This window comes from Streptomyces sp. NPDC058457 (assembly GCF_042720695.1).
Classification (GTDB): domain Bacteria; phylum Actinomycetota; class Actinomycetes; order Streptomycetales; family Streptomycetaceae; genus Streptomyces.
In genome coordinates, this window is record NZ_JBHXLU010000018.1 from 1 (window position 1) to 22,527 (window position 22,527).

16 protein-coding genes and 1 rRNA gene are annotated in these 22,527 nt (G+C 71.5%); 9 read left to right on the forward strand and 8 right to left on the reverse strand.

The features are described 5' to 3' along the window. Positions 1 to 93 (reverse strand): 16S ribosomal RNA (locus tag ACFWPS_RS16970); the annotation flags it as partial. Positions 94 to 628: 535 nt separating this feature from the next. On the opposite strand from ACFWPS_RS16970, the gene ACFWPS_RS16975 reads away from it, so the two are divergent. Beyond that, a complete protein-coding gene (locus tag ACFWPS_RS16975) occupies positions 629 to 1,078 on the forward strand; it encodes a PTS glucose transporter subunit IIA (RefSeq protein ID WP_383705734.1) in 450 nt (149 codons plus the stop codon). 110 nt (positions 1,079 to 1,188) lie between these two features. Continuing rightward, positions 1,189 to 2,859, forward strand: coding sequence for a phosphoenolpyruvate--protein phosphotransferase (gene ptsP / locus ACFWPS_RS16980; RefSeq protein WP_383705736.1), 1,671 nt, complete (start codon positions 1,189 to 1,191; stop codon positions 2,857 to 2,859). 68 nt (positions 2,860 to 2,927) lie between these two features. Here the strand turns inward: ptsP and ACFWPS_RS16985 are convergent, their stop codons facing one another. Further along, the gene (locus ACFWPS_RS16985; protein WP_383705738.1) at positions 2,928 to 3,821 is read right to left on the reverse strand and encodes a hypothetical protein; all 894 of its coding nucleotides are present in this window, start codon (positions 3,819 to 3,821) and stop codon (positions 2,928 to 2,930) included. A 22-nt stretch (positions 3,822 to 3,843) separates the two neighbouring features. Then, the gene (locus ACFWPS_RS16990) at positions 3,844 to 5,052 is read right to left on the reverse strand and encodes an MFS transporter (protein WP_383705740.1); all 1,209 of its coding nucleotides are present in this window, start codon (positions 5,050 to 5,052) and stop codon (positions 3,844 to 3,846) included. Positions 5,053 to 5,163: 111 nt separating this feature from the next. On the opposite strand from ACFWPS_RS16990, the gene ACFWPS_RS16995 reads away from it, so the two are divergent. Beyond that, positions 5,164 to 6,483 carry an aminotransferase class I/II-fold pyridoxal phosphate-dependent enzyme gene (locus ACFWPS_RS16995; RefSeq protein WP_383705742.1) on the forward strand — a complete coding sequence of 440 codons (1,320 nt, stop codon included), beginning with the start codon at positions 5,164 to 5,166 and terminating at the stop codon, positions 6,481 to 6,483. An 18-nt stretch (positions 6,484 to 6,501) separates the two neighbouring features. Here ACFWPS_RS16995 and ACFWPS_RS17000 read toward each other — a convergent pair whose 3' ends face one another. Continuing rightward, on the reverse strand, positions 6,502 to 8,478 hold the full coding sequence (locus ACFWPS_RS17000; RefSeq protein WP_383705744.1) for an acetoacetate--CoA ligase: 1,977 nt from the start codon (positions 8,476 to 8,478) through the stop codon (positions 6,502 to 6,504). A gap of 213 nt (positions 8,479 to 8,691) precedes the next feature. Between ACFWPS_RS17000 and ACFWPS_RS17005 the strand changes: the two genes are divergently transcribed. Continuing rightward, complete coding sequence (locus tag ACFWPS_RS17005) at positions 8,692 to 11,052, forward strand: TIM-barrel domain-containing protein (protein ID WP_383705746.1); 2,361 nt, start codon at positions 8,692 to 8,694, stop codon at positions 11,050 to 11,052. A 10-nt stretch (positions 11,053 to 11,062) separates the two neighbouring features. Here ACFWPS_RS17005 and ACFWPS_RS17010 read toward each other — a convergent pair whose 3' ends face one another. Next, entirely contained in the window at positions 11,063 to 11,596 is a 534-nt protein-coding gene (locus tag ACFWPS_RS17010) for an NUDIX domain-containing protein (RefSeq protein WP_383705748.1), read from the reverse strand. A gap of 194 nt (positions 11,597 to 11,790) precedes the next feature. Between ACFWPS_RS17010 and ACFWPS_RS17015 the strand changes: the two genes are divergently transcribed. The 5 genes from ACFWPS_RS17015 (at position 11,791) to glpK (ending at position 17,794) form a co-directional block, all read left to right on the forward strand. Beyond that, entirely contained in the window at positions 11,791 to 12,237 is a 447-nt protein-coding gene (locus ACFWPS_RS17015; protein WP_383705750.1) for a Zn-ribbon domain-containing OB-fold protein, read from the forward strand. Continuing rightward, positions 12,234 to 13,424 carry a lipid-transfer protein gene (locus tag ACFWPS_RS17020; protein ID WP_383705752.1) on the forward strand — a complete coding sequence of 397 codons (1,191 nt, stop codon included), beginning with the start codon at positions 12,234 to 12,236 and terminating at the stop codon, positions 13,422 to 13,424. Before ACFWPS_RS17015 ends, ACFWPS_RS17020 begins: the two co-directional genes overlap by 4 nt. A 112-nt stretch (positions 13,425 to 13,536) precedes the next feature. Beyond that, complete coding sequence (locus ACFWPS_RS17025; protein ID WP_383705754.1) at positions 13,537 to 15,177, forward strand: EAL domain-containing protein; 1,641 nt, start codon at positions 13,537 to 13,539, stop codon at positions 15,175 to 15,177. Between the two features lie 305 nt (positions 15,178 to 15,482). Next, positions 15,483 to 16,220, forward strand: coding sequence for an MIP/aquaporin family protein (locus tag ACFWPS_RS17030; protein WP_383705756.1), 738 nt, complete (start codon positions 15,483 to 15,485; stop codon positions 16,218 to 16,220). Between the two features lie 56 nt (positions 16,221 to 16,276). Continuing rightward, the gene (gene glpK / locus ACFWPS_RS17035; protein ID WP_383705758.1) at positions 16,277 to 17,794 is read left to right on the forward strand and encodes a glycerol kinase GlpK; all 1,518 of its coding nucleotides are present in this window, start codon (positions 16,277 to 16,279) and stop codon (positions 17,792 to 17,794) included. 60 nt (positions 17,795 to 17,854) lie between these two features. Here the strand turns inward: glpK and ACFWPS_RS17040 are convergent, their stop codons facing one another. The 3 genes from ACFWPS_RS17040 to ACFWPS_RS17050 are packed head-to-tail and all read right to left on the reverse strand — an operon-like array spanning position 17,855 to position 22,524. Beyond that, positions 17,855 to 18,460, reverse strand: coding sequence for an ATP/GTP-binding protein (locus ACFWPS_RS17040; protein WP_383705760.1), 606 nt, complete (start codon positions 18,458 to 18,460; stop codon positions 17,855 to 17,857). Continuing rightward, the gene (locus ACFWPS_RS17045; RefSeq protein ID WP_383705762.1) at positions 18,457 to 22,104 is read right to left on the reverse strand and encodes a hydantoinase B/oxoprolinase family protein; all 3,648 of its coding nucleotides are present in this window, start codon (positions 22,102 to 22,104) and stop codon (positions 18,457 to 18,459) included. The genes ACFWPS_RS17040 and ACFWPS_RS17045 overlap by 4 nt, the downstream gene beginning before the upstream one ends. 24 nt (positions 22,105 to 22,128) lie before the next feature. Then, a complete protein-coding gene (locus ACFWPS_RS17050; protein WP_383705764.1) occupies positions 22,129 to 22,524 on the reverse strand; it encodes a DUF742 domain-containing protein in 396 nt (131 codons plus the stop codon). Between the last annotated feature and the right edge of the window lie 3 nt (positions 22,525 to 22,527).

The following is a 22,527-nucleotide window of genomic DNA, read 5'->3' on the forward strand; positions in this document are numbered from 1 at the left end:
ACTAATCCCCACCGAAGTGGTTCATCGTTCGACTTGCATGTGTTAAGCACGCCGCCAGCGTTCGTCCTGAGCCAGGATCAAACTCTCCGTGAATGCTTTTCACGGGAGCGGAACAGCCGGAGGAATAATCCGACCGTTCACAGCGTCCTCGCTGTATTTACTTCAAAGGAACCTCGACCATCGGAACAGTGTCCGACAGACGGGGTATCAACATATCTGGCGTTGACTTTTGGCACGCTGTTGAGTTCTCAAGGAACGGTCGCTTCCTTTGTACTCACCCTCTCGGGCTTTCCTCCGGGCTTCCCTTCGGTGTTCCAAACTCTATCAGTGTTTTTCCGTCTCTCTGACCACCCTCCCGCAGACATGCGGAAGATGATCCCGAGTTAGGATCCGACAAGTTTGGGTGCTGCCGAGCAGCAACGCTTTATCGCGCCGCCTGGTCTCAAGCAGGAGTACGACTGTACACGGAGCCCTGAAGGCCATGCAAATCGAATAGGGTGGTGGTCTAGACCACTAGCTGGTACCTTCCAAGCGGAACCGCCACTTCATATGACATACGCTGCTGCTCAGTGCCGTCCGGGACAGGCAGTGACGGCCCGTAAGCAGCTCCACTTCTGGGAGGCCTCCCATGACCACCGTGACGTCCCCTCTCGCAGGACGTGCCGTCGGACTGGCCGCAGTGCCGGATCCGGTCTTCGCCGGGGCCATGGTCGGCCCGGGTACCGCCATCGACCCCCCGCGAGAGCCTTCCGAGGTCGTGGCGCCCGTGGACGGAGTCATCGTCTCTCTGCACCCGCACGCGTTCGTCGTCGTCGACGACAGCGGCCACGGCGTACTCACCCACCTCGGTATCGACACCGTGCAGCTCAACGGACAGGGCTTCGAGCTCCTCGTCAACAAGGGCGACACCGTGGCCCGCGGCCAGGCCGTGGTCCGCTGGAACCCGGCCGAGGTCGAGGCCGCCGGCAAGTCTCCGGTCTGCCCCGTCGTGGCCCTGGAAGCCACGGCCGACTCTCTCTCCGACGTCCGTGAGGACGGTGACGTGAAGGCCGGCGACACCCTCTTCACCTGGAGCTGATTCGTCCCGGACCGACGACCCCGCCGCCCTGCCGTCGTACGACGGAGCAGGCGGCGACCACGACAACCACCGCGGCGGCGGGACCCGCCGCACTATCGGAGACGGGTGAGATGGAGACAACGCTGCGAGGCGTCGGCGTGAGCCACGGTGTGGCGATCGGCGAGGTTCGGCACATGGGAACGGCGGTACTTGAGCCGCCTGCCAAGCAGATCCCGGCGGAAGAGGCGGAGCGGGAGCAGGGGCGTGCTCGTCAGGCCGTGGATGCTGTGGCCGCCGACCTGATGGCGCGTGGCAATCTGGCGGGCGGCGAGGCCCAGGCGGTTCTCGAGGCACAGGCCATGATGGCGCAGGACCCCGAGCTGATGTCCGACGTGGACCGCAGGATCGCCGTCGGCAGCACCGCCGAGCGGGCTGTGTACGACGCGTTCGCCGCGTACCGCGAGCTGCTGGCCGCGGCGGGCGAGTACCTCGCCGGTCGGGTGGCCGACCTGGACGATGTGCGGAATCGTATCGTCGCCCGGCTCCTGGGCGTTCCGATGCCGGGTGTCCCGGACAGTGACGAGCCGTACGTGCTGGTGGCGCGGGATCTGGCGCCGGCCGACACGGCGCTCCTCGACCCGACTCTGGTGCTCGGTTTCGTGACCGAGGAGGGCGGGCCGACGAGCCACAGCGCGATCCTGGCGCGGGCACTCGGTGTGCCGGCCGTGGTCGCGCTGCCGGGTGCCGGGGAGCTCGCCGAGGGCACGGTGATCGCTGTCGACGGCAGCACCGGAGACATCTTCGTGAACCCGAGTGCGGAGAAGAAGGCGGCACTGGAGGCGGCGGCCGCCGAGCGGAAGGCGGCGCTGTCCGCCTCGACCGGCCCGGGTGCGACCGCGGATGGGCACAGGGTGCCGCTGCTGGCCAACGTGGGCGGGCCGGCGGACGTGCCGGCCGCGGTGGAGGCCGGTGCCGAGGGCGTCGGTCTGTTCCGTACCGAGTTCCTGTTCCTGGACGACAGCAAGAGCGCTCCTTCCGAGGAGAAGCAGGTCGAGGCCTACCGGCAGGTGCTGGAGGCGTTCCCGGAGGGCCGGGTCGTCGTGCGGGTGCTGGACGCGGGCGCCGACAAGCCGCTGGACTTCCTGACTCCGGCGGACGAGCCGAACCCGGCGCTGGGGGTGCGTGGTCTGCGGACGCTGCTCGACCACCCCGAGGTGCTGCGCACCCAGCTGACGGCGTTGGCGAAGGCGGCCGAGGGGCTGCCCGTCCACCTTGAGGTCATGGCGCCGATGGTGGCGGACCGTGCCGATGCGAAGGCGTTCGCGGACGCCTGCCGGGAGGCGGGGCTGCGGGCCAAGTTCGGCGCGATGGTGGAGATTCCGTCGGCGGCGCTGCGGGCGCGTTCGGTTCTCCAGGAGGTCGAGTTCCTGTCGCTCGGGACGAACGACCTGGCGCAGTACACGTTCGCCGCGGACCGTCAGGTTGGTGCGGTGTCCCGGCTGCAGGATCCGTGGCAGCCCGCGCTGCTCGACCTGGTCGCGCTGTCGGCGGAGGCGGCGAAGGCCGAGGGCAAGAGCTGTGGTGTGTGCGGGGAGGCCGCGTCGGATCCGCTGCTGGCCTGTGTGCTGACTGGTCTGGGGGTCACCTCTCTCTCCATGGGTGCGGCGTCGATTCCTTATGTCCGGGCGATGCTGGCCAAGTACACGCTGGCCCAGTGTGAGCGTGCCGCGGTGGCCGCGCGCGCCGCCGACAATGCGGACGAGGCCCGCGTGGCGGCTCAGGCGGTGCTGTCCGGCGAGTAGCCGGCCGGGGCCGTGATCGGCTGTCCTTTCAGGGGCGCCCCACCTGCGGGTGGGGCGCCCCTGTGGTTTCAGTGGTGGTGGCCCGGTGCCGTCTCCTGGTCGCCGAGGTCAGGCGGTGCGCAGTAGTCGACGTCCGATTCCGGTGAGATGAGTTCTCCGGATTCGACGTCGGTGCAGTACGCGTCGAAGACCTCGCCGGCGGTGAGGGGCGCGAGGTTGTTGCCGCGCAGTCGCCAGCCGTAGACGCGGTCGGGGGCGCCGGGGGCGCTGGTGCGCATGACGAGTCCACCGGGACTGCTGGTGGCGAGGCCGAGGGCCAGGACGCTGGTGAATTCGAGGACTTCGGCCTCGTCGAGGTGGGTGGCGCCCTCGGTGTTCTGGTCGGCGTGGAGGACCGTGACGAGGGTTTCGGGTGGTCCGGAGACACTGCACACGAGGTGCCGGTTGCCTGCCGGAGCGGTGTCGAGGATGCGGGTCAGATAGTGGGAGGCGCGGGTGAAGGCGGCGCGTCCGACGTCCTCGCCGCAGGTGGGGCAGGGGCCGAGGCGGGCGAGGAGGGTACTGGCGTACTCCCAGGTGGCCTGTCGTACCGCCTCGTCGACGAGGGCGGGGACGAGGTCGGTGAGGGGTCGGCCGTCGTACGGGACGGTGGCGCCGGTGGCCGCGAGTTCGGCCGTGAAGCGGGTGCGGCTGGCAGGGTTGTCCGGGTCGAGTCGGGTGGCCGTGCAGAACTCGGCGTATTCCTCGGGGTCGAACAGGGCGAGGGTGGTGTGGGTGCCCGCGGCGGCCCGGGTCCTGAGGAGGGCTTCCATCTGGCGGAGGTAGGTGAGGTGGTCGTCGAAGGTGAAGGTGCGGTAGCGCCGCATGGCGCGGAAGTCGTGCTCGTCGGTCAGCAGGCCGATGGTGCCGGCGATTTCGCGGCGCAGGACGCGTCGCATGGTCCGGTGGTCGGTGCGCGCCATGGTTCCCCCTGTGAGCGGTCGGTCAATGCTCACTCACAGTAACCGGTGCCACTGACAACGAGGGGTACGGAAGCCGGTCTCGAACCAGGCGGTGCTGGATTGCGCAGGTCAGGGCGATGAGGGTGCCGAATGCGGTCCAGCCCAGCGGTCCGGTGGCGAGGGCGGCGGTGACGGCGAGTGGCCCGATGCTGCGCTGGGCGGACTGGGCGAGTCCGTGGACTCCGAGGTAGGCGCCCTGTGCTGTGTCGGATGCCAGAGCGACGGAGAGCTCCCAGGAGATGGTGGCGTGGAGCATCTCGGCGACGGTGAAGGCGGCGGTCGCGGCGGTGAGCAGGAGGATGCCCGTGACGGTTCCGCCGGTGGCGGAGACGGCCATCGTGATGCCGCCGAGGGCGAAGGCGGCGGAGAGCGGGACGAGGAGCCGACGGGCGGCTCGGCTGGTGGTGCCGAAGCGGGCCAGGGGGACCTGGAGTGCCACCACCATCACGTTGTTGAGGACGAGCAGCAGCGGGGCGAGGCCGTGGGGAACGCGGTCGCTGTGGGCGATCCAGAGCGGCAGGCCGACCTTGAAGACGGCGTCGTCGAGGAAGAGGACGGTGTCGGTCGCGACGTAGGCCAGGTAGGCGCGGTCGCGCCAGGGGTTGGCCGGCTTCTCGGTCTTCGGCTCGGTCTTCCAGTCGGTCACGACCCGGGAGGGTGACGGGGGTTCGCCGCAGCGGAGGGTGAGGAGTGCGGCCGCGACGAAGGAGAGGCCGTCGCCCGCGAGGAGCCAGCGGTAGGCCGTGGTGGTGCCGAGGGCCAGGGCCGCCGCGGCGGCGAGGCCGCCCAGGGCCCAGCCCGCGTTGGCGATGGTGCGGTTGAGGGCCTGGTAGCGGGCGCGGTCGGGCCCGGCGATACGGGTGGCGTAGAGCTTGGTGAGGACGTTGGCCGCGCGGTCTCCGAGGGCGCCGACCGCCGAGACGGTGAGCAGCAGGGCGTAGTCGTCGGTGGTGAGCAGGGCGAAGGAGGCGAGGGCGCGCAGGAGTTGGAGTGCGATCAGTACGCGGGTGAGGGGCAGCCGGTCGGCGATGCGGCCGCCCAGCGGGGCGCCGGCGATGCCGATGGCGCCCGATACGGCGGCGAGGGTGCCGACTTCGGCGAGGGAGAGGCCGCAGACGTAGGTGAAGTACAGGACCGAGACCGATGTCCACAGGCCGCTGCCGACGCGGTCGACCAGGGTGACGGCGAGCATTCTGCGTCCGTCGGGGCCTCCGGGTACGCGTCGGGGCCGCTGGGTCGTACCGGGCTTCGTCTTCACTGCTCCCCCTTGCCGCCAATTATGTATTGATACATACTTGCCAACGTGGTAACACAATATGGGATCACTGGTACGACGGCCAAGGGGATTGCCGCGTCCGTGGAACGGGGCGTGGCCGAGGGCGCGTTGGCTCCGGAGGCGGCGCTGCCGCCGGTGCGGCGGCTCGCGGACGAGCTGGGGGTGAGTCCGGGGACGGTCGCGACGGCGTACAAGGAGTTGCGGCGGCGCGGGATCGTCGTCACGCGCGGGCGGGGCGGCACCGTGGTGGCGCCGGCTCCGGCGGTGGCGTCCCGGCGTCCGCCCAGGGTTCCCGAAGGGCTCCGGGACCTGGCCGGGGGGCATCCCGATCCCGCCCTGCTGCCCAGCCTGGTGCCGCCCTCGCTGCTCTCACCCGGTGCCCGGTCGCACCGTTCGGCGCCCCGGCTGGCACGGCTGGAGGAAGCCGTGCGCGACTGGCTGGGCCCGGACGGCGTGCCGGTGGAGCATGTGACGTTCGCGCATGGCGCGCTGGATCTGATCGGTCGGCTGCTGTCCGTGGAGTTGCGGCCCGGCGACGCCGTGGCCATGGAGGATCCCGGATATCACCATCTGCTCGACCTGGTCCCGGCGTTGGGGTTGCGGATCGTGCCGGTGGCGGTGGACGACGAGGGGATGCGTCCGGACGCCCTGCGCACCGCGCTGCGCGCGGGCGTGCGCGCCGTGGTGTGCAGCCCTCGGGCGCAGAATCCGTACGGCGGCTGCTTCTCGGCGGCCCGCAGGGATGCCCTGGCCGAGGTGTTGCGGGAGGAACCCGACGTCCTGGTGATCGAGAACGATCACGCGTCCTCGGTGGCCGACGCCCCGCTGCACTCCCTGGCCCGGGCGGGACTCGCACGCTGGGTGCACGTCCGGACGGTGAGCAAGTTCCTGGGCACCGACCTGAGGTGGGCGGCGGCCGCGTGCGATCCGGTCTCACTCGCCCGGCACGACGGGCTGCTGCTTCTGACGTCGGGCTGGGTCAGTCACCTGTTGCAGGAGACGGTGCTCGGGCTGATGACGGATCCGGGCGCGCGCGCCTTGGTGGCACGCGCGCGTGCGACGTACGTACTGCGCCGCGAGACGCTGGCCGGGGAGCTGGCCGGGCGCGGGATCCGGTCGCACGGGGCGAGCGGGATGAACCTGTGGGTGCCGGTACGGGACGAGTCGGCCGTGGTGAACGGGTTGCGGTCGTACGGCTGGTGGGTGGCGGCGGGGGCGCGCTTCCGGTTGTCGGCCGGGCCGGGGGTGCGGATCTCGACCGCCGGTCTTGAGTCGGCCGACGCGGCACGGCTCGCCTCGGACTTCGCCGCTGTCCTGGGCGAGTCCGAGGCCACCTACGGCGGGTGAGCGCGCCTCGCGGGGATGTCAGGCGCGCTTGCGGGCCAGGTCCTCGAAGTAGTTCAGCAGGTCGAGGTTGTCGATGGAGCCGGGGTTGACGGCCTTCTCCAGGGGCGTGCCCTGGAGAAGGCGCTTGACCGGGACCTCGATGCGCTTTCCGGTGAGGGTGTGCGGGACGCCGGGGACCTCGATGACCTCGTCGGGGACGTGCCGGGGCGAGAGCTGTTCGCGGATGGCCTGCTTGATGCGGCCCAGCAGGGCCTCGTCGAGGACCGCACCCGGTGCCAGGTGGACGAAGAGGGGCATCCAGTAGCCGCCGTCGGGCTGCTCGATGCCGATGACGAGGGACTCCTTGATCTCGGGGAGGCGCTCGACGACCTCGTAGATGTCCGCCGAGCCCATCCGCACGCCCTGGCGGTTGAGCGTGGAGTCGGAACGGCCGTGGATGATCACCGAGCCGCGTGAGGTGACGGTGATCCAGTCGCCGTGGCGCCACACTCCGGGGTAGGTGTCGAAGTAGCTGTCGTGGTACCGGCTGCCGTCGGGGTCGTTCCAGAAGCGGATCGGCATGGAGGGCATGGGGTTGGTGACGACCAGTTCGCCCACTTCGTCGATGACGGGACGGCCGGCCGGGTCCCAGGCCTGGAGGTCGGTGCCGAGGCCGGGTGCCTGCAGTTCGCCGGTGTAGACGGGGAGGGTGGGTACGGCACCCGCGAAGCAGGAGCACACGTCGGTGCCGCCGCTGACGGAGGCGATCCAGAGGTCGGCCCCTCTCGCTGCGAACTCGTCGTGCAGCCAGCGGAAGCCGTCGGGAGGCAGTGGGGAGCCGGTGGTGGCGACGCACTTCACCCGGGAGAGGTCGTGGTCGCGGGCGGGGTGCACGCCGGCCTTGCGGCAGGCCATCACGTAGGCGGCGGAGGTGCCGTAGAGGGTGGCTCCGGTGCGTTCGGCGACGCGCCACTGGGCGCCGGTGTCGGGGTAGCCGGGGCTGCCGTCGTACAGGACGATCGTGGTGCCCGTGAGGAGGCCGGAGACGAGGAAGTTCCACATCATCCAGCCGGTCGAGGTGTACCAGAAGAAGCGGTCCTCGGGCCCCAGGTCGCAGTGCAGGCCGAGCTGCTTGAGGTGTTCGACCAAAATGCCGCCCTGGGACTGAACGATGGCCTTGGGCAGGCCGGTGGTGCCGGAGGAGTAGAGCACCCACAAGGGGTGGTCGAAGGGGACCTGTTCGAATTCTGGTTCGGTGCCGGTGGCGGTCAGGGCCGACCAGTCCAGGGCGCCTTCGGGGGCCGGGGTGCCGAGCAGCGGGATGTGGACGACTGCACGCAGGGTGGGCAGTTCGCGGCGGAGTTCGGCGACGACCTCGCGCCGGTCGTGTTCCTTGCCGCCGTAGCGGTAGCCGTCGACGGTGAACAGGACGACGGGTTCGACCTGCTGGAAGCGGTCCAGGACGCTGCGGGCGCCGAAGTCGGGGGCGCAGGATGTCCAGACGGCGCCCACGGCCGCGGTGGCGAGGAGGGCGGCCACGGCCTGCGGGACGTTCGGGAGGTAGCCGCTGACGCGGTCGCCGGGGCGGACGCCGAGGGCGCGGAGTCCGGCGGCCAGGGAGCCCACCTGGCGGCGCAGCTCCGCCCAGGTGACCGGGCGGGGTTCGTGGGTCTCGTCGACATACAGGAGGGCGGGTTCGTCCGCGCGGGTGGCGGCCGCGCGCAGGGCGTGCTCGGCGTAGTTGAGGGACGCGCCGGGGAACCACTCGGCGCCGGGCATGGCGCGGTCGCCGAGCACGCGCGCGTAGGGCGTCGAGAACCGCACGTCGAAGTAGTCCGTGACGGCTTTCCAGAAGGTGTCCAGGTGGTCGACGGACCAGCCGTGCAGGGCCGGGTACCCACCGTCGGCGGGGGCTCCGTGGTGTTCCGCCGCCCATGACTGGAACCTGGTGATGCGTGCCTGGGCGATCCGCTGCGGATCGGGCCGCCAGAGCGGCTGGGGGTTCGCGGTCGACATGGGGCGGCTCCCGGGCTTCTGCGCTGGTGTGCGTCGGACGCGTACGGGCTGGGGTGTGCGCGTGACGCGGCTGACAGGGACGATGCCATGTGATCGACTTCTACACCAGGGTGCGCTCCACATAGTCCGTGTCGTGAAGATGTGGTCCCGGCACGGGTGAACGGCAGTTGAACGGCACGCGCGTGTGGAGCGTTGAATGGCAGGGTGAGCAGCATGGACGGTCGTGACCTGGTGCGTTCGGTAAGAGTGGTCGGTTCGAGGAAGGCGGCTCAGGGGTTGCGTACCGTACGGGCCGCGTGGCGCAGGAAGCGGATCGATGCCGCCGGGCTGCCCCCGCGGGGCGCGGAGCGGGCCCGGGTGCCGGGGCCGGTGCAGGACGCGCAGCCGGGGCCGGGCGGCGGTGTGATCCGGTTCAGCCGGTCCGAGCTGCGGATCACGGTGGCGGTGAACGGGGCCGTGTTCTGGGGCTGGGACGGGGCCGGCCCCGAACCGTCGTACGCGCTCGCGGGGCGCTGTCCCGAGCCGGACCCGCGGGCGGTCCTCGAACCGGACACCAACGGCGGCTGGCGGGTCGTGGCGGAGCGGGTGACGGTCAGCGTCTCGCGGCACGGTGCGGTGGAGGTCTGCACGCCCGGTGGCGTGATGCTGCGGCGGGATCTGCCGCCGCGGTGGTGGGAGCCGGTGGGCGGGGGTGCGGCACGCTGGGTACAGCGGTCGGAGGTGGCCGCGGACGCGCGGTTCTTCGGTCTGGGCGGGCACGCCTCGGGGCCGCGGCTGCGGAACGGCACGTACCGGCTGTGGAACACCGATCCCGGCCATGCCTTCGGGCCAGGTGACGATCCGCTGTACATCACCATGCCGGTCCAGTTGGTGGTGGCGGACGCGGCGGCGCATCTGGTGTTCCACGACAGTTCCTGGGACGGGACGGTGACGCTCCTGGAAGGCGAGGAGGGCGCCGGTTCCGGGCACGACCGGGCCGGGCGCTGCGAGCTGCGGATGGACGGCGGTCCGCTGCGCTGCTGGGTGATGGTGGGCACCCCCGCGCGCGTGCTGCACACATGGGCCTCGCTCACGGGCGCGCCCGCACTGCCGCCGGCGTGGGCGCTGGGCCATCACCACGCGCGCTGGGGCTTCGGCAGCGAGCAGGAGGTACGGCGGATCGTCGCCGGTTACCAGGAGCGCGGGCTGCCGCTGGACGCCGTCCATCTGGACATCGACCACTTCGACGCCCATCAGGTGTTCACGGTCGATCACGAGCGCTTCCCGAAGCTGGCGACGCTGGCGGAGGAGTTGCGGCGGGACGGGATCCGGCTGGTGTCGATCGTCGATCCGGCGGTGAAGGCCGAGCAGGGCAATGCGGTCCACGACAGCGGGACGGCCCTCGACGCCTTCGTCCGTGATCCGTCCGGGCGGACGGTGGAGGGGGTGGTGTGGCCCGGGGAGACGGTCTTCCCCGACTTCACGGACGCGCGCGTGCGCTCGTGGTGGGGCGGGCTGTACGAGGAGCGGCTCGCGCTGGGCTTCGCCGGCTTCTGGCACGACATGAACGAGCCGACATCCTTCAGCGCCTTCGGTGAGTCGACGCTGCCGCGCTCGGCACGGCACGCCCTGGAGGGCCGCGGCGGCGATCACCGGGAGGCGCACAACGTCTACGCGCTCTGCATGGCGCGGGCGGCCTACGAGGGCCTGCGCACCCTCGCGCCCGAGGAGCGGCCGTTCCTGTTCTCCCGCTCGGGCTGGGCCGGTATGCAGCGCTACGGGGGCACGTGGTCCGGCGACGTCGCCACCGGCTGGCCGGGGCTGCGCGCGTCCCTGTCGCTGGTGCTGGGGCTCGGGCTGTGCGGGGTGCCGTACTCGGGTCCTGACGTGGGGGGTTTCGACGGGATCCCGTCGCCGGAGCTGTTTCTGCGCTGGTTCCAGCTGGGCGCTTACCTGCCGCTGTTCCGTACGCACGCGAGCATGCGGGCGGGGCGCCGGGAGCCGTGGGAGTTCGGGGCCGAGGTGCTGGAGCACGCGCGCGTGGCGCTGCTCGAACGGCGGCGTCTGCTGCCGTACTTCGTGACGCTGGCGCAGCTGGCCCGGCGGACCGGAGCGCCGTATGTGCGGCCGGTGTGGTGGGGTGCGCCGGAGGACCGGGCGCTGCGTGACTGCGAGGACGCCTTCCTGCTGGGCGATGCCCTGCTGGTGGCTCCGGTGCTGGATCCGGGTACCGACCGGCGTGCGGTGCAGCTGCCCCGTGGGCGCTGGTACGACACGGCGACCGAACGGGCGTACGAGGGGCCGGGGCAGGTGCTCGTCGACGCCCCGCCGACGCGGATCCCGGTGCTGGCGCGGGCGGGTGCCGTCCTTCCCGTTCGGGACGAGGACGGCGGGACGCGGCTGGAGGTGTGGGCGCCCGCCCGGGGGCGGACGGGCGGCGGGCTGGTCGTGCCGGACGCGGGCGACGGCTGGGACGAGCCGGAGATCGAGCGTTACGTCGCCCGCTGGGAGGGCCGGCGGGTGGTGGTCCGGCGCGAGGACGAGAACGGCGTGCGCGAGCCGTCCCGTCCCGTCCGGGTCAGGGGGCTGGGATGAGCCGGAGGGCTCAGTAGCGGCCCTCGAACCACGCGCGTACGGCCACGCTGTGCAGCGGGAAGGCGAGTTCCTCGGGGCGGCGCAGCAGGTGCCAGCCCTCCGTCTCGTCGGTCGCGCCCGACGGCGGGAGGCCCTCGACCGGGCGTTCCGGGAGGAGTCCGAACAGCAGCAGGTGCCCGTCGGGTGAGCTCATGGCGTCGACGAGCCGTACGTCGCGGGCGGCCGCGTCGATACCCGTCTCCTCCTTGAGCTCCCGGACGACGGCGAGCCGCCAGTCCTCGCGGTCGTCGACGTAGCCGCCGGGGAGCGCGGTGCCCCCGCGCGCGGGGGCCACGGTGCGGGTGATGACGACCAGGGCGGTGCCCTTCGTGTCGTAGACGGGCTGAAGGGCGATCGCCACCGGCAGCGGGTTGCGGTAGGTGACGTGGCCGCAGGCCGGGCAGGTGCGGGGCCAGCCGGAGATTCCCTCTCCGTAGGCCGCTCCGCAGCTCGAACAGTGCGAGCCCGGAGCGTAGTTGGCAATTGGGTGCTGATTTTCGGACACGCGCGGACTTTATCCGATCAGGAGAACGACGTCTTACGGTCAATGGAACGCCTCCTTCCGGAAGTGAACCGACACCTGGTGACCCGGAACCCGATGCGGGCGGGGCGGCGGGGTTCGCCGGCGCGGCCTGCCCAATTCCGGCGGCCCGTGGCACACTTCTGACGTTCCGTCAGATCACGTGTCCTGGAGGAGCTTTGTCGCGTACACGCACGCCGGCGGTCGAGGGCTGGTTCACGGGCGACGGGGACGGGTTCCGGCTGCTGGGGACCCGTTGTGCGGCCTGTGCCTCGGTCTTCTTCCCGCGCGAGGACGTCCACTGCCGCAACCCCGGATGCGCGGGCGGCGACCTGGAGGAGGTCCCGCTCTCCCGGCGCGGACGGATCTGGTCGTACACCGACAGCAGATACCGGCCCCCGTCACCCTATGTGAGCGACCCGGAACTTCCGTGGGAGCCGTACGCGTTGATCGCTGTGGAGCTGGAGTCCGAGCGGATCGTGGTGCTGGGACAGGCGGTTCCCGGGATCACCGTCGCCGATCTGGCGGTGGGCATGGAGGTCGAGGCCGTCTCCGGAGTTCTGGGCGAGGACGCGGAGACGACCTGGACGACCTGGCACTGGCGGCCGACGGGGGTGACGGCATGACGGCGGACGTGGCGGTGCTCGGCGCGGGCATGCACCCCTGGGGCAAGTGGGGGCGGAGCTTCGTCGAGTACGGGACGGCGGCGGCCCGCGCGGCGCTCGCGGACGCCGGACTCGAGTGGCGGGACATCGGCTCGATCGTGGGCGCGGACACGGTACGTGGCGGCTATCCCGGCCATGTGGCGGGCGCGACCTTCGCCAGGGCGCTGGGCTGGCAGGGGGCGCGGGTCGCGAGCGTGTACGCGGCGTGCGCGTCGGGGGCCCAGGCCGTCGCCGCGGCGCGGGCGCAGATCCTCGCGGGCCTCGCGGACGTGGTGCTCGTGGTGGGCGCGGACGCGGCGCCCAAGGGCTTCTTCCGGCCCGCCGGAGGAGACCGGCCGGACGATCCCGACTGGCTGCGCTTCCGGCTGCTGGGGGCGACGAATCCGACGTACTTCGGCCTGTACGCGCGCCGCAGGATGGCGGTGTTCGGGGACACCCCCGAGGACTTCGCCCTGGTCAAGGTGAAGAACGCGGCTCTGGGGGCGCTCAATCCGTACGCTCGCTACCGCAAGCGGGTCACCGCCGAGGAGGTCGCCGCCTCCCAGTTGGTCGCCGATCCGCTGCGGCTGCTGGACATCTGCGCCACCTCCGACGGCGGGGCCGCGCTGGTGCTGTCCAGCCTGGAGTTCGCGCGCCGGCACGGCGTGACGCGTCCGGTGCGCATCCGCGCGGTGTCCACGGTGACCCCGCGCTACCCCAGCACGGTGCTGGACCTGCCGGACATCGCCACGGACTCCGCAGCGGCGGTGGAGCCGGTGGCGGAGACCTTCCGGGCGTCGATCGCGCGGGCCGCCTACGAGGAGGCGGGCATCGGCCCCGAGGAGCTGTCCCTCGCCGAGGTGTACGACCTGTCCACCGCGCTGGAGTTGCAGTGGTACGAGGATCTGGGGCTGTGCGCCGAGGGTGAGGCGGCGAAGCTGCTGCGCGAGGGCGCGACGGCCCTGGGCGGCCGTATACCGGTCAACGCCAGCGGTGGGCTCGCGTCCTTCGGGGAGGCGGTGCCGGCCCAGGCGATCGCCCAGGTCTGCGAGCTGACCTGGCAGTTGCGGGACGCGGCGGGCGACCGGCAGGTGACGCACGCACGCGTGGGGATCACGGCCAACCAGGGGCTGTTCGGGCACGGCTCGTCCGTGATAGCGGTGCGCTGACGGGACGGGTGTGACAGCAGAGGGCCCCTACCCTGTGTGAGCACCCCGCAAGGGTGCGTGAACGTCTCATGAACTGCCCCTGGGCGTACGCCGGTGGCGTCATCATGCTCCCGTGCGCACCTGGACGGATGCTCTCCGTTTCGCCTTCCAGCCGGTGGTCAATCTGACGACCGGCGGGATCGCCGCACTGGAGATCCTCGCCCGCCCCGAGACCGGCGACATCCTCGCCGAAGCCCGCCGGAATCCCGAACTCGACGGCAGACTGGCCGTGCTGGCCCTCCGCGCGGCGGCCCGCAAGGAGACCCTGCTGCCGCTGCACATCAACGTCTTCGCGGCCACGCTGGCCGACCTGGGCGGCATCGGCCCGCTGCCCGAGGCGATCCGCGAGGCCGGACGGATGCCCTGGGAGGTCACCCTGGACATCGTCCCGCCGTACACGCACGTGCCGCAGCGGGCCCTGCTGGAGGCCGTGGCGGCGCTGCGCGGCCTGGGCTTCCGGATCAGCGCGGACGGCATCGGCGACGGAGACGTGCCGCTTCGGCTGCTCACCGACCTCTCCCCCGACCTGATCAAGCTCGACGCCTCCCTGCTCGCCCGGCCGGCCGCGGTACGGGCGATGCGCACCCTGTGCGAGGAACTCGGCGCCCTGGTGGCCGTCGAGGGCGTGGAGACCGAACTCCAGTACTCGGCCGCCCTGTCGGCCGGGGCGCAGCTGGCCCAGGGCGAGCTGTTCGCGCCACCCGCCCGGATCCCGGTCGCGGAGGTATACGTTCCGCCGCCCGCCCCCGCCGCCGTGCCGCCACCGCGCTCGGGGCCGTACGTGCGGGAGTTCATCCGGCCCGCCGCGCTCCTGCCCGTCACCGCGTCCGCGTTGCAGGTGCGGGCGCTGCTGACCGGCTCCCCTGACGTCTCCGGCGTACTCCTGGTGGACCAGACGGGCACCCCCGTCCGGTCGGTGCACCGCTCCCGCTTCCTGCTGTCGATGTCCGGCCGCTACGGGCACGCCCTGTACGCGGACCGCCCCGCCTTCAAGCTGGGCGACGCACCGCGCACCGTCGGCGTCGACGCGACCGCCTGGGAGGTGCTGGACGTGGTGGCCGTCGGCGGCCCGGACCGCACCTCGGACGATGTGGCGGTCGTCGACCGGTTCGGGCGCTGCATGGGCGTCGTACGCCTCGCCGACCTCGTACGGGCACTCGCCGAGACCCGGGTGGAGGAGGCGGCCGCGCTCAACCCGCTGACGCGGCTGCCCGGTTCGGACGCGATCACGGGCGAGGTGGACCGGTGGCTCGCGGACGGCCGGGTCTTCGCGCTGAGCTGGCTGGACATCGACCGCTTCAAGCAGGTGAACGACGGCGCCGGGTTCGCCGCGGGCGACGAGCTGATCCGTGCGGTGGGACGGGCGTTGCAGGAGGTCACCGCCGGGCACGCGCGCGTGGGGCACATCGGCGGGGACGACTTCCTGGTGCTCGCGGACGAGGCGGGGCTGGACCGGGTCGCCACCCTGCTCGACGCACCCTGGTCCGCGGGTGGGCATGCCGTGACGCTGTCCCTGGCCACCGTCGTGTGCGGTCCCGGCGGCGTGGCCGACCACCGGCAGGCGGCCGCCTGTCTGGCGCCGCTCAAGAAGGCCGCCAAGGCACTGCACGGGGCGAGTTGGGTGCTGGGGCGGGCGGGACTGCCCGGGTACGAGATCCGGCGCGGCTCGGGCGCGTACCCCGCCCAGGCCGGGTACGCGGCGGTGGAGCCGTGACAGCTGCCCTCCCACGGGTTGCCTGTCATCGTTGCCGTCGGCGACCTTGACGCTCCCCTGGTGCCGGTGAAAACTTCCGGTGTCGGTCGACATCGCCGTACATTCTCGGCGTAATCAGGCACTGCGCCATGGGCCGTTCCTGTCTCAAGGCCCGCTCCCCATGGGCGATTCGGCTGCCACGGCACGCTCGTCACAGACGCCGGGCGGGGCGCGGGACCTTCCCTGCCTTCGGCTGACGTCGCCAAGGGAACCGTTCCTGCTCAATGCGCCGGGGTCGAGCCCCGGCCAGCGCCCTAGGAGCCGCCATGAGCAACGGAGACATATTCGTCGGCGAGGTCATCGGCACGGCCATCCTGATCCTGTTCGGTGCGGGTGTCTGCGCCGCCGTCACCCTCAGACACTCCAAGGCCCGGGCCTCGGGGTGGGTGGTGATCGCGTTCGGCTGGGGCTTCGGCGTCCTCGCCGGCGCCTACACCGCCGCTCCCCTCTCCGGCGGGCAGCTGAACCCCGCCGTCACCATCGGCATCGCCGTCGACACCGGGAAGTGGGGCAAGGTCTGGGTCTATCTGCTCGGCCAGCTCGTCGGCGCGATACTGGGCGCCGTCCTGACGTATCTCGTCTACCTGGCCCAGTTCCAGGCGAACGTGCCCGACGAGGAGTCGGGAGAGGAGCCGACGCCGACGCTCGGCATCTTCTCCACCATCCCGGAGATCCGGAACCCGGTCGCCAACCTCGTCACCGAGATCATCGCGACGATCGCGCTCGTCCTGCCGATCCTCGCGTTCGGACAGACCAAGGGGCTCGGCGAGTCGGGCACCACCGTGCTGGTCGTCTCCCTGCTCGTCGTCGGCATCGGGCTGTCGCTCGGCGGCCCCACCGGCTACGCCATCAACCCGACGCGCGACCTCGGCCCCCGGATCGTGCACACCTTCCTGCCGATCCCCAACAAGGGCACCTCGGACTGGGGTTACGCCTGGATCCCGGTCGCCGGCCCCCTGATCGGCGGGGCGCTCGCGGGCCTGATCTACAACGCGGCCTTCTGACTCGGCGCGGCCCTCCCACCCACGCAGCCTTCCGACCCAGCGACCAAGGGGTAGCCATGACGGACACCGCCGAGAAGTACGTCGCCGCAATCGACCAGGGCACCACGTCGAGCCGATGCATCATCTTCGACCACGGCGGCGCGATCGTCGCCGTCGACCAGCGCGAGCACCGCCAGATCTTCCCCAAGCCGGGCTGGGTGGAGCACGACGCCACCGAGATCTGGTCCAAGGTGCAGGCCGTGGTGGCCGGGGCGCTCGCCAACGCGGGGCTGCGCCCCGACCAGTTGAGCGCGCTGGGCATCACCAACCAGCGTGAGACGACCGTCCTGTGGGACCGCGCCACCGGCAAGCCCGTGCACAACGCGATCGTCTGGCAGGACACCCGCACCGCGGCCCTGTGCCACGAACTCGGCGGCAGCGACGGCCAGGACCGCTTCCGCGAGCAGACCGGCCTGCCCCTGGCCAGCTACTTCTCCGGGCCCAAGGCGGCCTGGCTGCTGGACAACGTGCCCGGGCTGCGGGACCGGGCCGAGCGCGGCGAGATCGCCTTCGGGACCATCGACTCCTGGCTGATCTGGAACCTCACCGGCGGCACCGACGGCGGCCGGCACGTCACCGACGTCACCAACGCCGGGCGCACCATGCTGATGAACCTGGAGACCCTCCAGTGGGACCCCGCCATCCTCGCGGCGATGAACGTCCCCGAGGCGGTACTGCCCGAGATCAGGTCGTCCGCCGAGGTGTACGGCACCGCCGTCGGCCAGCTCGCCGGGGTGCCGGTGGCCTCCGCACTGGGCGACCAGCAGGCGGCGGTCTTCGGCCAGGCCTGCTACGACGTCGGCACGGCGAAGAACACCTACGGGACGGGCAGCTTCCTGCTGCTCAACACCGGCGACCGGCCGGTGCCGTCCAAGAACGGGCTGCTGACGACGATGGGCTACAAGATCGGCACCGAGGCGCCCGTCTACTGCCTGGAGGGTTCGATCGCCATCACGGGCGCGCTCGTCCAGTGGTTCCGCGACCAGCTCGGCATCATCCGCACCGCCGACGAGATCGAGACGCTGGCGGCGAGCGTCGACGACAACGGCGGCGCCTACATCGTGCCCGCCTTCTCCGGCCTGTTCGCGCCCTACTGGCGCTCCGACGCGCGCGGGGTCGTCACCGGGCTCACCAGGTACGTCACGAAGGCACATCTGGCCCGCGCGGTCCTGGAGGCGACGAGCTGGCAGACGCGGGAGGTCGTGGACGCCATGTACCAGGACTCCGGGGTGCAGATCACCACCCTGAAGGTGGACGGCGGCATGACCGGGAACAACCTCCTGATGCAGCACCAGGCCGACGTCCTCGGGGTACCGGTGATCCGGCCCCGGGTCTCCGAGACGACCTGCCTGGGCGCCGCCTACGCGGCCGGCCTGGCCACCGGCGTGTGGGACGACCTGGACGAGCTCAAGTCGCACTGGCAGAAGGACGCGGAGTGGACGCCCGCCATGGCGTCGTCGGTGCGCGACCGCGAGTACGCGAACTGGCGCAAGGCGGTGGAGAAGAGCTTCGGCTGGCTGGAGGACGGCGTGTAACCACCCCGGGACCACGGCCCGTACCCCGGTCGGCGGGGGTACGGGCCGTGCCGCCGCGGTTCAGGTGATGACGGACTGCCGGTGGCCCGCCGCGTACGCCATCGCGTGCCGGACGACGCCGATCAGCACCTCCTTGACCGACTCGCGATCCCGGGCGTCGCAGAGCACGACCGGTACGTCGGGGTCGAGGTCGAGGGCCTTGCGGACCGACTCCACCGGGTAACGGGCCGAGTCCTCGAAGCAGTTGACGCCGATGACGAAGGGGATGGAACGCCTCTCGAAGTAGTCGACGGCGGCGAAGCAGTCCTCCAGACGGCGCGTGTCGGCGAGTACGACGGCTCCCAGCGCGCCCTCGGCCAGCTCGTCCCACATGAACCAGAACCGTTCCTGCCCGGGCGTGCCGAACAGGTACAGCACCAGGTCCTCGCGCAGGGTGATGCGGCCGAAGTCCATGGCGACGGTGGTGGTGTGCTTGCCCTCGACGCCGGAGGTGTCGTCGACCGGTCGCCCGGCCTCGGTGAGCAGTTCCTCGGTGCGCAACGGCCTGATCTCGCTGACCGCGCCGACCAGGGTCGTCTTGCCCACGCCGAAGCCGCCGGCCACGAGGATCTTGAGCGTGACGGGCTCGACCGGGGGCTTGCCACGCTCAGATCGCCCGAAGATCATCGTTTTCTTCTCCTGCTTGATGGGCTTGTTGATGGGTCTGATGGGTCTGATGGGTCTGATGGGATCGGGTGCCGGGCGAGGGGGTGTCCGTATCCGCCGCCGCCCGGGGTCTCGATGACGAGTACGTCGTCGGGGCCGACGTCCGCGGCATCGCTGCCGCCGAGTTCGGTGACCGTGTCGTCGGCCCGCTCCACCCGGTTGGCGCCGAGTGCGCCGGGTTCGCCCCCGGCCATGCCGTACGGCGGCACGCGGCGGTGCTGGGAGAGGGTGGAGACGGTCATGGGTTCGAGGAAGCGGACGCGGCGGACCGCGCCGTCCCCGCCGTGCCAGCGGCCCGCGCCGCCGCTGCCCTCGCGTACGGCGAACTCGTCGAGGCGCACGGGCAGCCGCCACTCCAGGACTTCCGGGTCGGTGAGCCGGGAGTTGGTCATGTGGGTCTGTACGACGCTCGCGCCGTGGAAGCCGTCGCCGGCACCGGATCCGGAGGCGACGGTCTCGTAGTACTGGTGGCGTTCGTTGCCGAAGGTCACGTTGTTCATGGTCCCGGAGCCCTCGGCCTGGACGCCGAGCGCCGCGTAGAGGGCACCGGTGATCGCCTGGGAGGTCTCCACGTTGCCCGCGACGACGGCGGCCGGCGGCTCGGGGGCGAGCAGGGAACCGGGCGGTACAACGATGTCCAGGGGGCGCAGGCAGCCGTCGTTGAGCGGGATGTCGTCGGCGACGAGGGTGCGGAAGACGTACAGCACGGCCGCGTTGACGACGGCGAACGGGGCGTTGAAGTTGGTGGCGAGCTGGGCGGAGGTGCCGGTGAAGTCGATGGTGGCCCGCCGGTTGCCGCGGTCCACACGCACGCGTACCCGGATGACGGCGCCGGAGTCGGTCTCGTAGGCGTACGCACCGTCGTCGAGGGCGTCGACGACCCGGCGGACCGCTTCCTCGGCGTTGTCCTGGACGTGCCGCATATAGGCCTGGACGACGTCTAGGCCGAACTCCTCGATCATCCGGCCGACTTCGTCGACGCCCTTGCGGTTGGCGGCGATCTGGGCGCGAAGGTCGGCGAGGTTGGTGCGGACGTTGCGGGAGGGGTAGCGGGCCCCGGCGAGCAGCCGGTGCGTCTCGGCCTCGCGGAACCGGCCGTTCTCGGCGAGCAGCCAGTTGTCGAAGAGGACGCCCTCTTCGTCGATGGTGCGGCTGTTCGCCGGCATCGAGCCCGGGGCGATGCCGCCGATCTCGGCGTGGTGGCCGCGGGAGGCGACGTAGAAGAGGATCCGGTCACCCTGCGTGGCGAACACCGGTGTGATCACGGTGACGTCGGGCAGGTGGGTGCCGCCGTGGTAGGGGTCGTTGACGGCATAGGTGTCGCCGGGGCGCATCGAGGTGCCGCGGCGGTGGATGACCTCTTTGACGCTGGTGCCCATGGAGCCCAGGTGGACGGGGATGTGCGGGGCGTTGGCCACCAGGTTCCCGTCCGGGTCGAACAGGGCGCAGGAGAAGTCGAGACGTTCCTTGATGTTGACGGACTGGGCCGTCGACTCCAGTCGGGCGCCCATCTGTTCGGCGATCGACATGAAGAGGTTGTTGAAGACCTCCAGCAGGACCGGGTCCGCTTTCGTGTCGAGATCGGAACTCTGCGTGACCGCCGCGCGTTCCATGACCAGATGCCCGTCGTCGGTCGCCGCGGCCCGCCAGCCGTCGTCGACGACGGTCGTGGCCCCGGCCTCGGTGATGATCGCCGGGCCGGTGACGGTTTCGCCGGGGGGCAGGTCCTCGCGGCGGTGGAGGGGTACGTCGCGCCAGGTGCCGCCGGTGTGGAGGCGGACGGTCTCCGGTGCGGCGGGGCGGCCCTCGTACGGGGCGAGGGCGGAGAGATCGGGGGGTTGGGTGAGGCCGGTGGCTTCCACGGAGAGGGCTTCGACGACGACCGGGCGGTCGAGTGTGAAGGAGTACGTGGCGCGATGACGTTCTTCGAAGGCGTGTTTCATCGCGTCGGGCTCGGTGAGTTCGACGGTGAGGGTGGTGTCAGTGCCGTCGTAGCGGAGCTGGGCGCGGCGGGTGATCTCGACGCGGTTCTCCGGGACGTCCTCGGCGAGGAGTTCGGCGCGGGCGGCGGCCTCCAGGTCGTCGGCGGTCTTGCGGATGCCGGGCATGGCGGCGGGTTCCAAGGGGGCCTCGACGGACTGTTCGCGCATGGCGGTGGTGTCGGCGAGCCCGATACCGAGCGCGGACAGGACACCTGCCATGGGCGGCACCAGGACGGTGCGGATGCCGAGCGAGTCGGCGACCATGCACGCGTGCTGGCCGCCGGCCCCGCCGAAGGTGGTGAGGGCGTAGCGGGTGACGTCGTGCCCCTTCTGGACGGAGATCCGCTTCACGGCGTTGGCGATGTTGGCCACGGCGATGCTCAGGTAGCCCTCGGCGACCTGTTCGGGGGTGCGGTCGTCGCCGGTCCGCTCGCGGATCTCCCGGGCGAGCCCGGTGAAGCGGTCCCGGACGAGGCCGGCGTCCAGCGGCTGGTCCCCGCCCGGCCCGAACACCTGGGGGAAGTGGGCCGGCTGGATCCGGCCGAGCATGACGTTGGCGTCGGTGACGGCCAGCGGGCCGCCGCCCCGGTAGCAGGCCGGGCCGGGGTCGGCGCCGGCCGAGTCCGGCCCGACGCGGTACCTGGAGCCGTCGAAGTGCAGCACCGAGCCGCCGCCCGCGGCGACGGTGTGGATGTCCAGCATGGGGGCGCGCAGTCGGACGCCCGCGATCTGCGTGGTGAAGACCCGTTCGTACTCGCCCGCGAAGTGGGAGACGTCGGTGGAGGTGCCGCCCATGTCGAAGCCGATGACCCGGTCGAAGCCGGCGAGCTGCGACATCCGGGCCATGCCGACGATCCCGCCGGCCGGGCCGGAGAGGATGGCGTCCTTGCCGCGGAACTGCCCGGCCTCGGCGAGCCCGCCGTTGGACTGCATGAACATCAGCCGTACGCCTTCGAGTTCGTCGGCGACCCGGCGGACGTAGCGGCGCAGCACGGGCGACAGGTAGGCGTCGACGACGGCGGTGTCCCCGCGCGGGACGAGCTTCATCAGCGGGCTGACCTCACTGGACAGCGAGATCTGCGGGAAGCCGGTGCGGGCGGCCAGCTCGCCGATCGCCTGCTCGTGGGCGGGGTACAGATGGCTGTGCATGCAGACGACGGCGACGGCGCGGATCCCGTCGTCGTACGCCTCCTGGAGCGGGCCTGCCAGGGCTGCCAGGTCGGGTGCGCGCAGGACGGTGCCGTCGGCGGCGACGCGCTCGTCGGCCTCGACGACCCGTTCGTACAGCAGCTCCGGCAGTTCGATGCGGCGGGCGAAGATGCGGGGGCGGTTCTGGTAGGCGATGCGCAGGGCGTCGCGGAAGCCACGCGTGATGACGAGGAGGGTACGCTCGCCCTTGCGTTCGAGAAGTGCGTTGGTGGCGACCGTGGTGCCCATCCGTACGGCGTCGACCGGGTCGCCGGAGCCGTCGAGGAGTTCGCGTACGGCGGCCACGGCCGCGTCGGCGTACCGCGCGGGGTTGTCGGAGAGCAGCTTGTGGGTGAGCAGCCGGCCGTCCGGGCGCCGCGCGACGACGTCGGTGAACGTACCACCGCGGTCGACCCAGAACTGCCAGCCTGTCACGTCACTACTCCGCTTCCGCGCCGGTCACAGCGCCCGGAGGCCGTTGATCACGTCGCGCAGAATACTCTCGTCCACCAGCTCGGCCGGGGGTACCGGCCGGTTGACATGCACGAGTTCCCCGTCGACGAGGTCGCCGACGAGGACCCGGACCACGCCGACGGGCAGATCGAGTTCCGAAGCCAGCTCGGCGACCGACTGCGGGGCGTCGCGGCAGAGCTCGACGATGTCCACGTGCTCCGGGGACAGCGTGCGGTCGTCGTCCGGGTCGTCCACGTGCGGCTCCGTGACGACCACCGCGATCAGATCGAGCCGGTGCTGGGCCGCACTGGTGGTGCGGCCCCGTGTCATGGCGTACGGACGGACGACCGGTCCGGCCTCGTCGTCGAACCAGTGACTTGTTCCCTGACCGTCTCCGCTCATGTC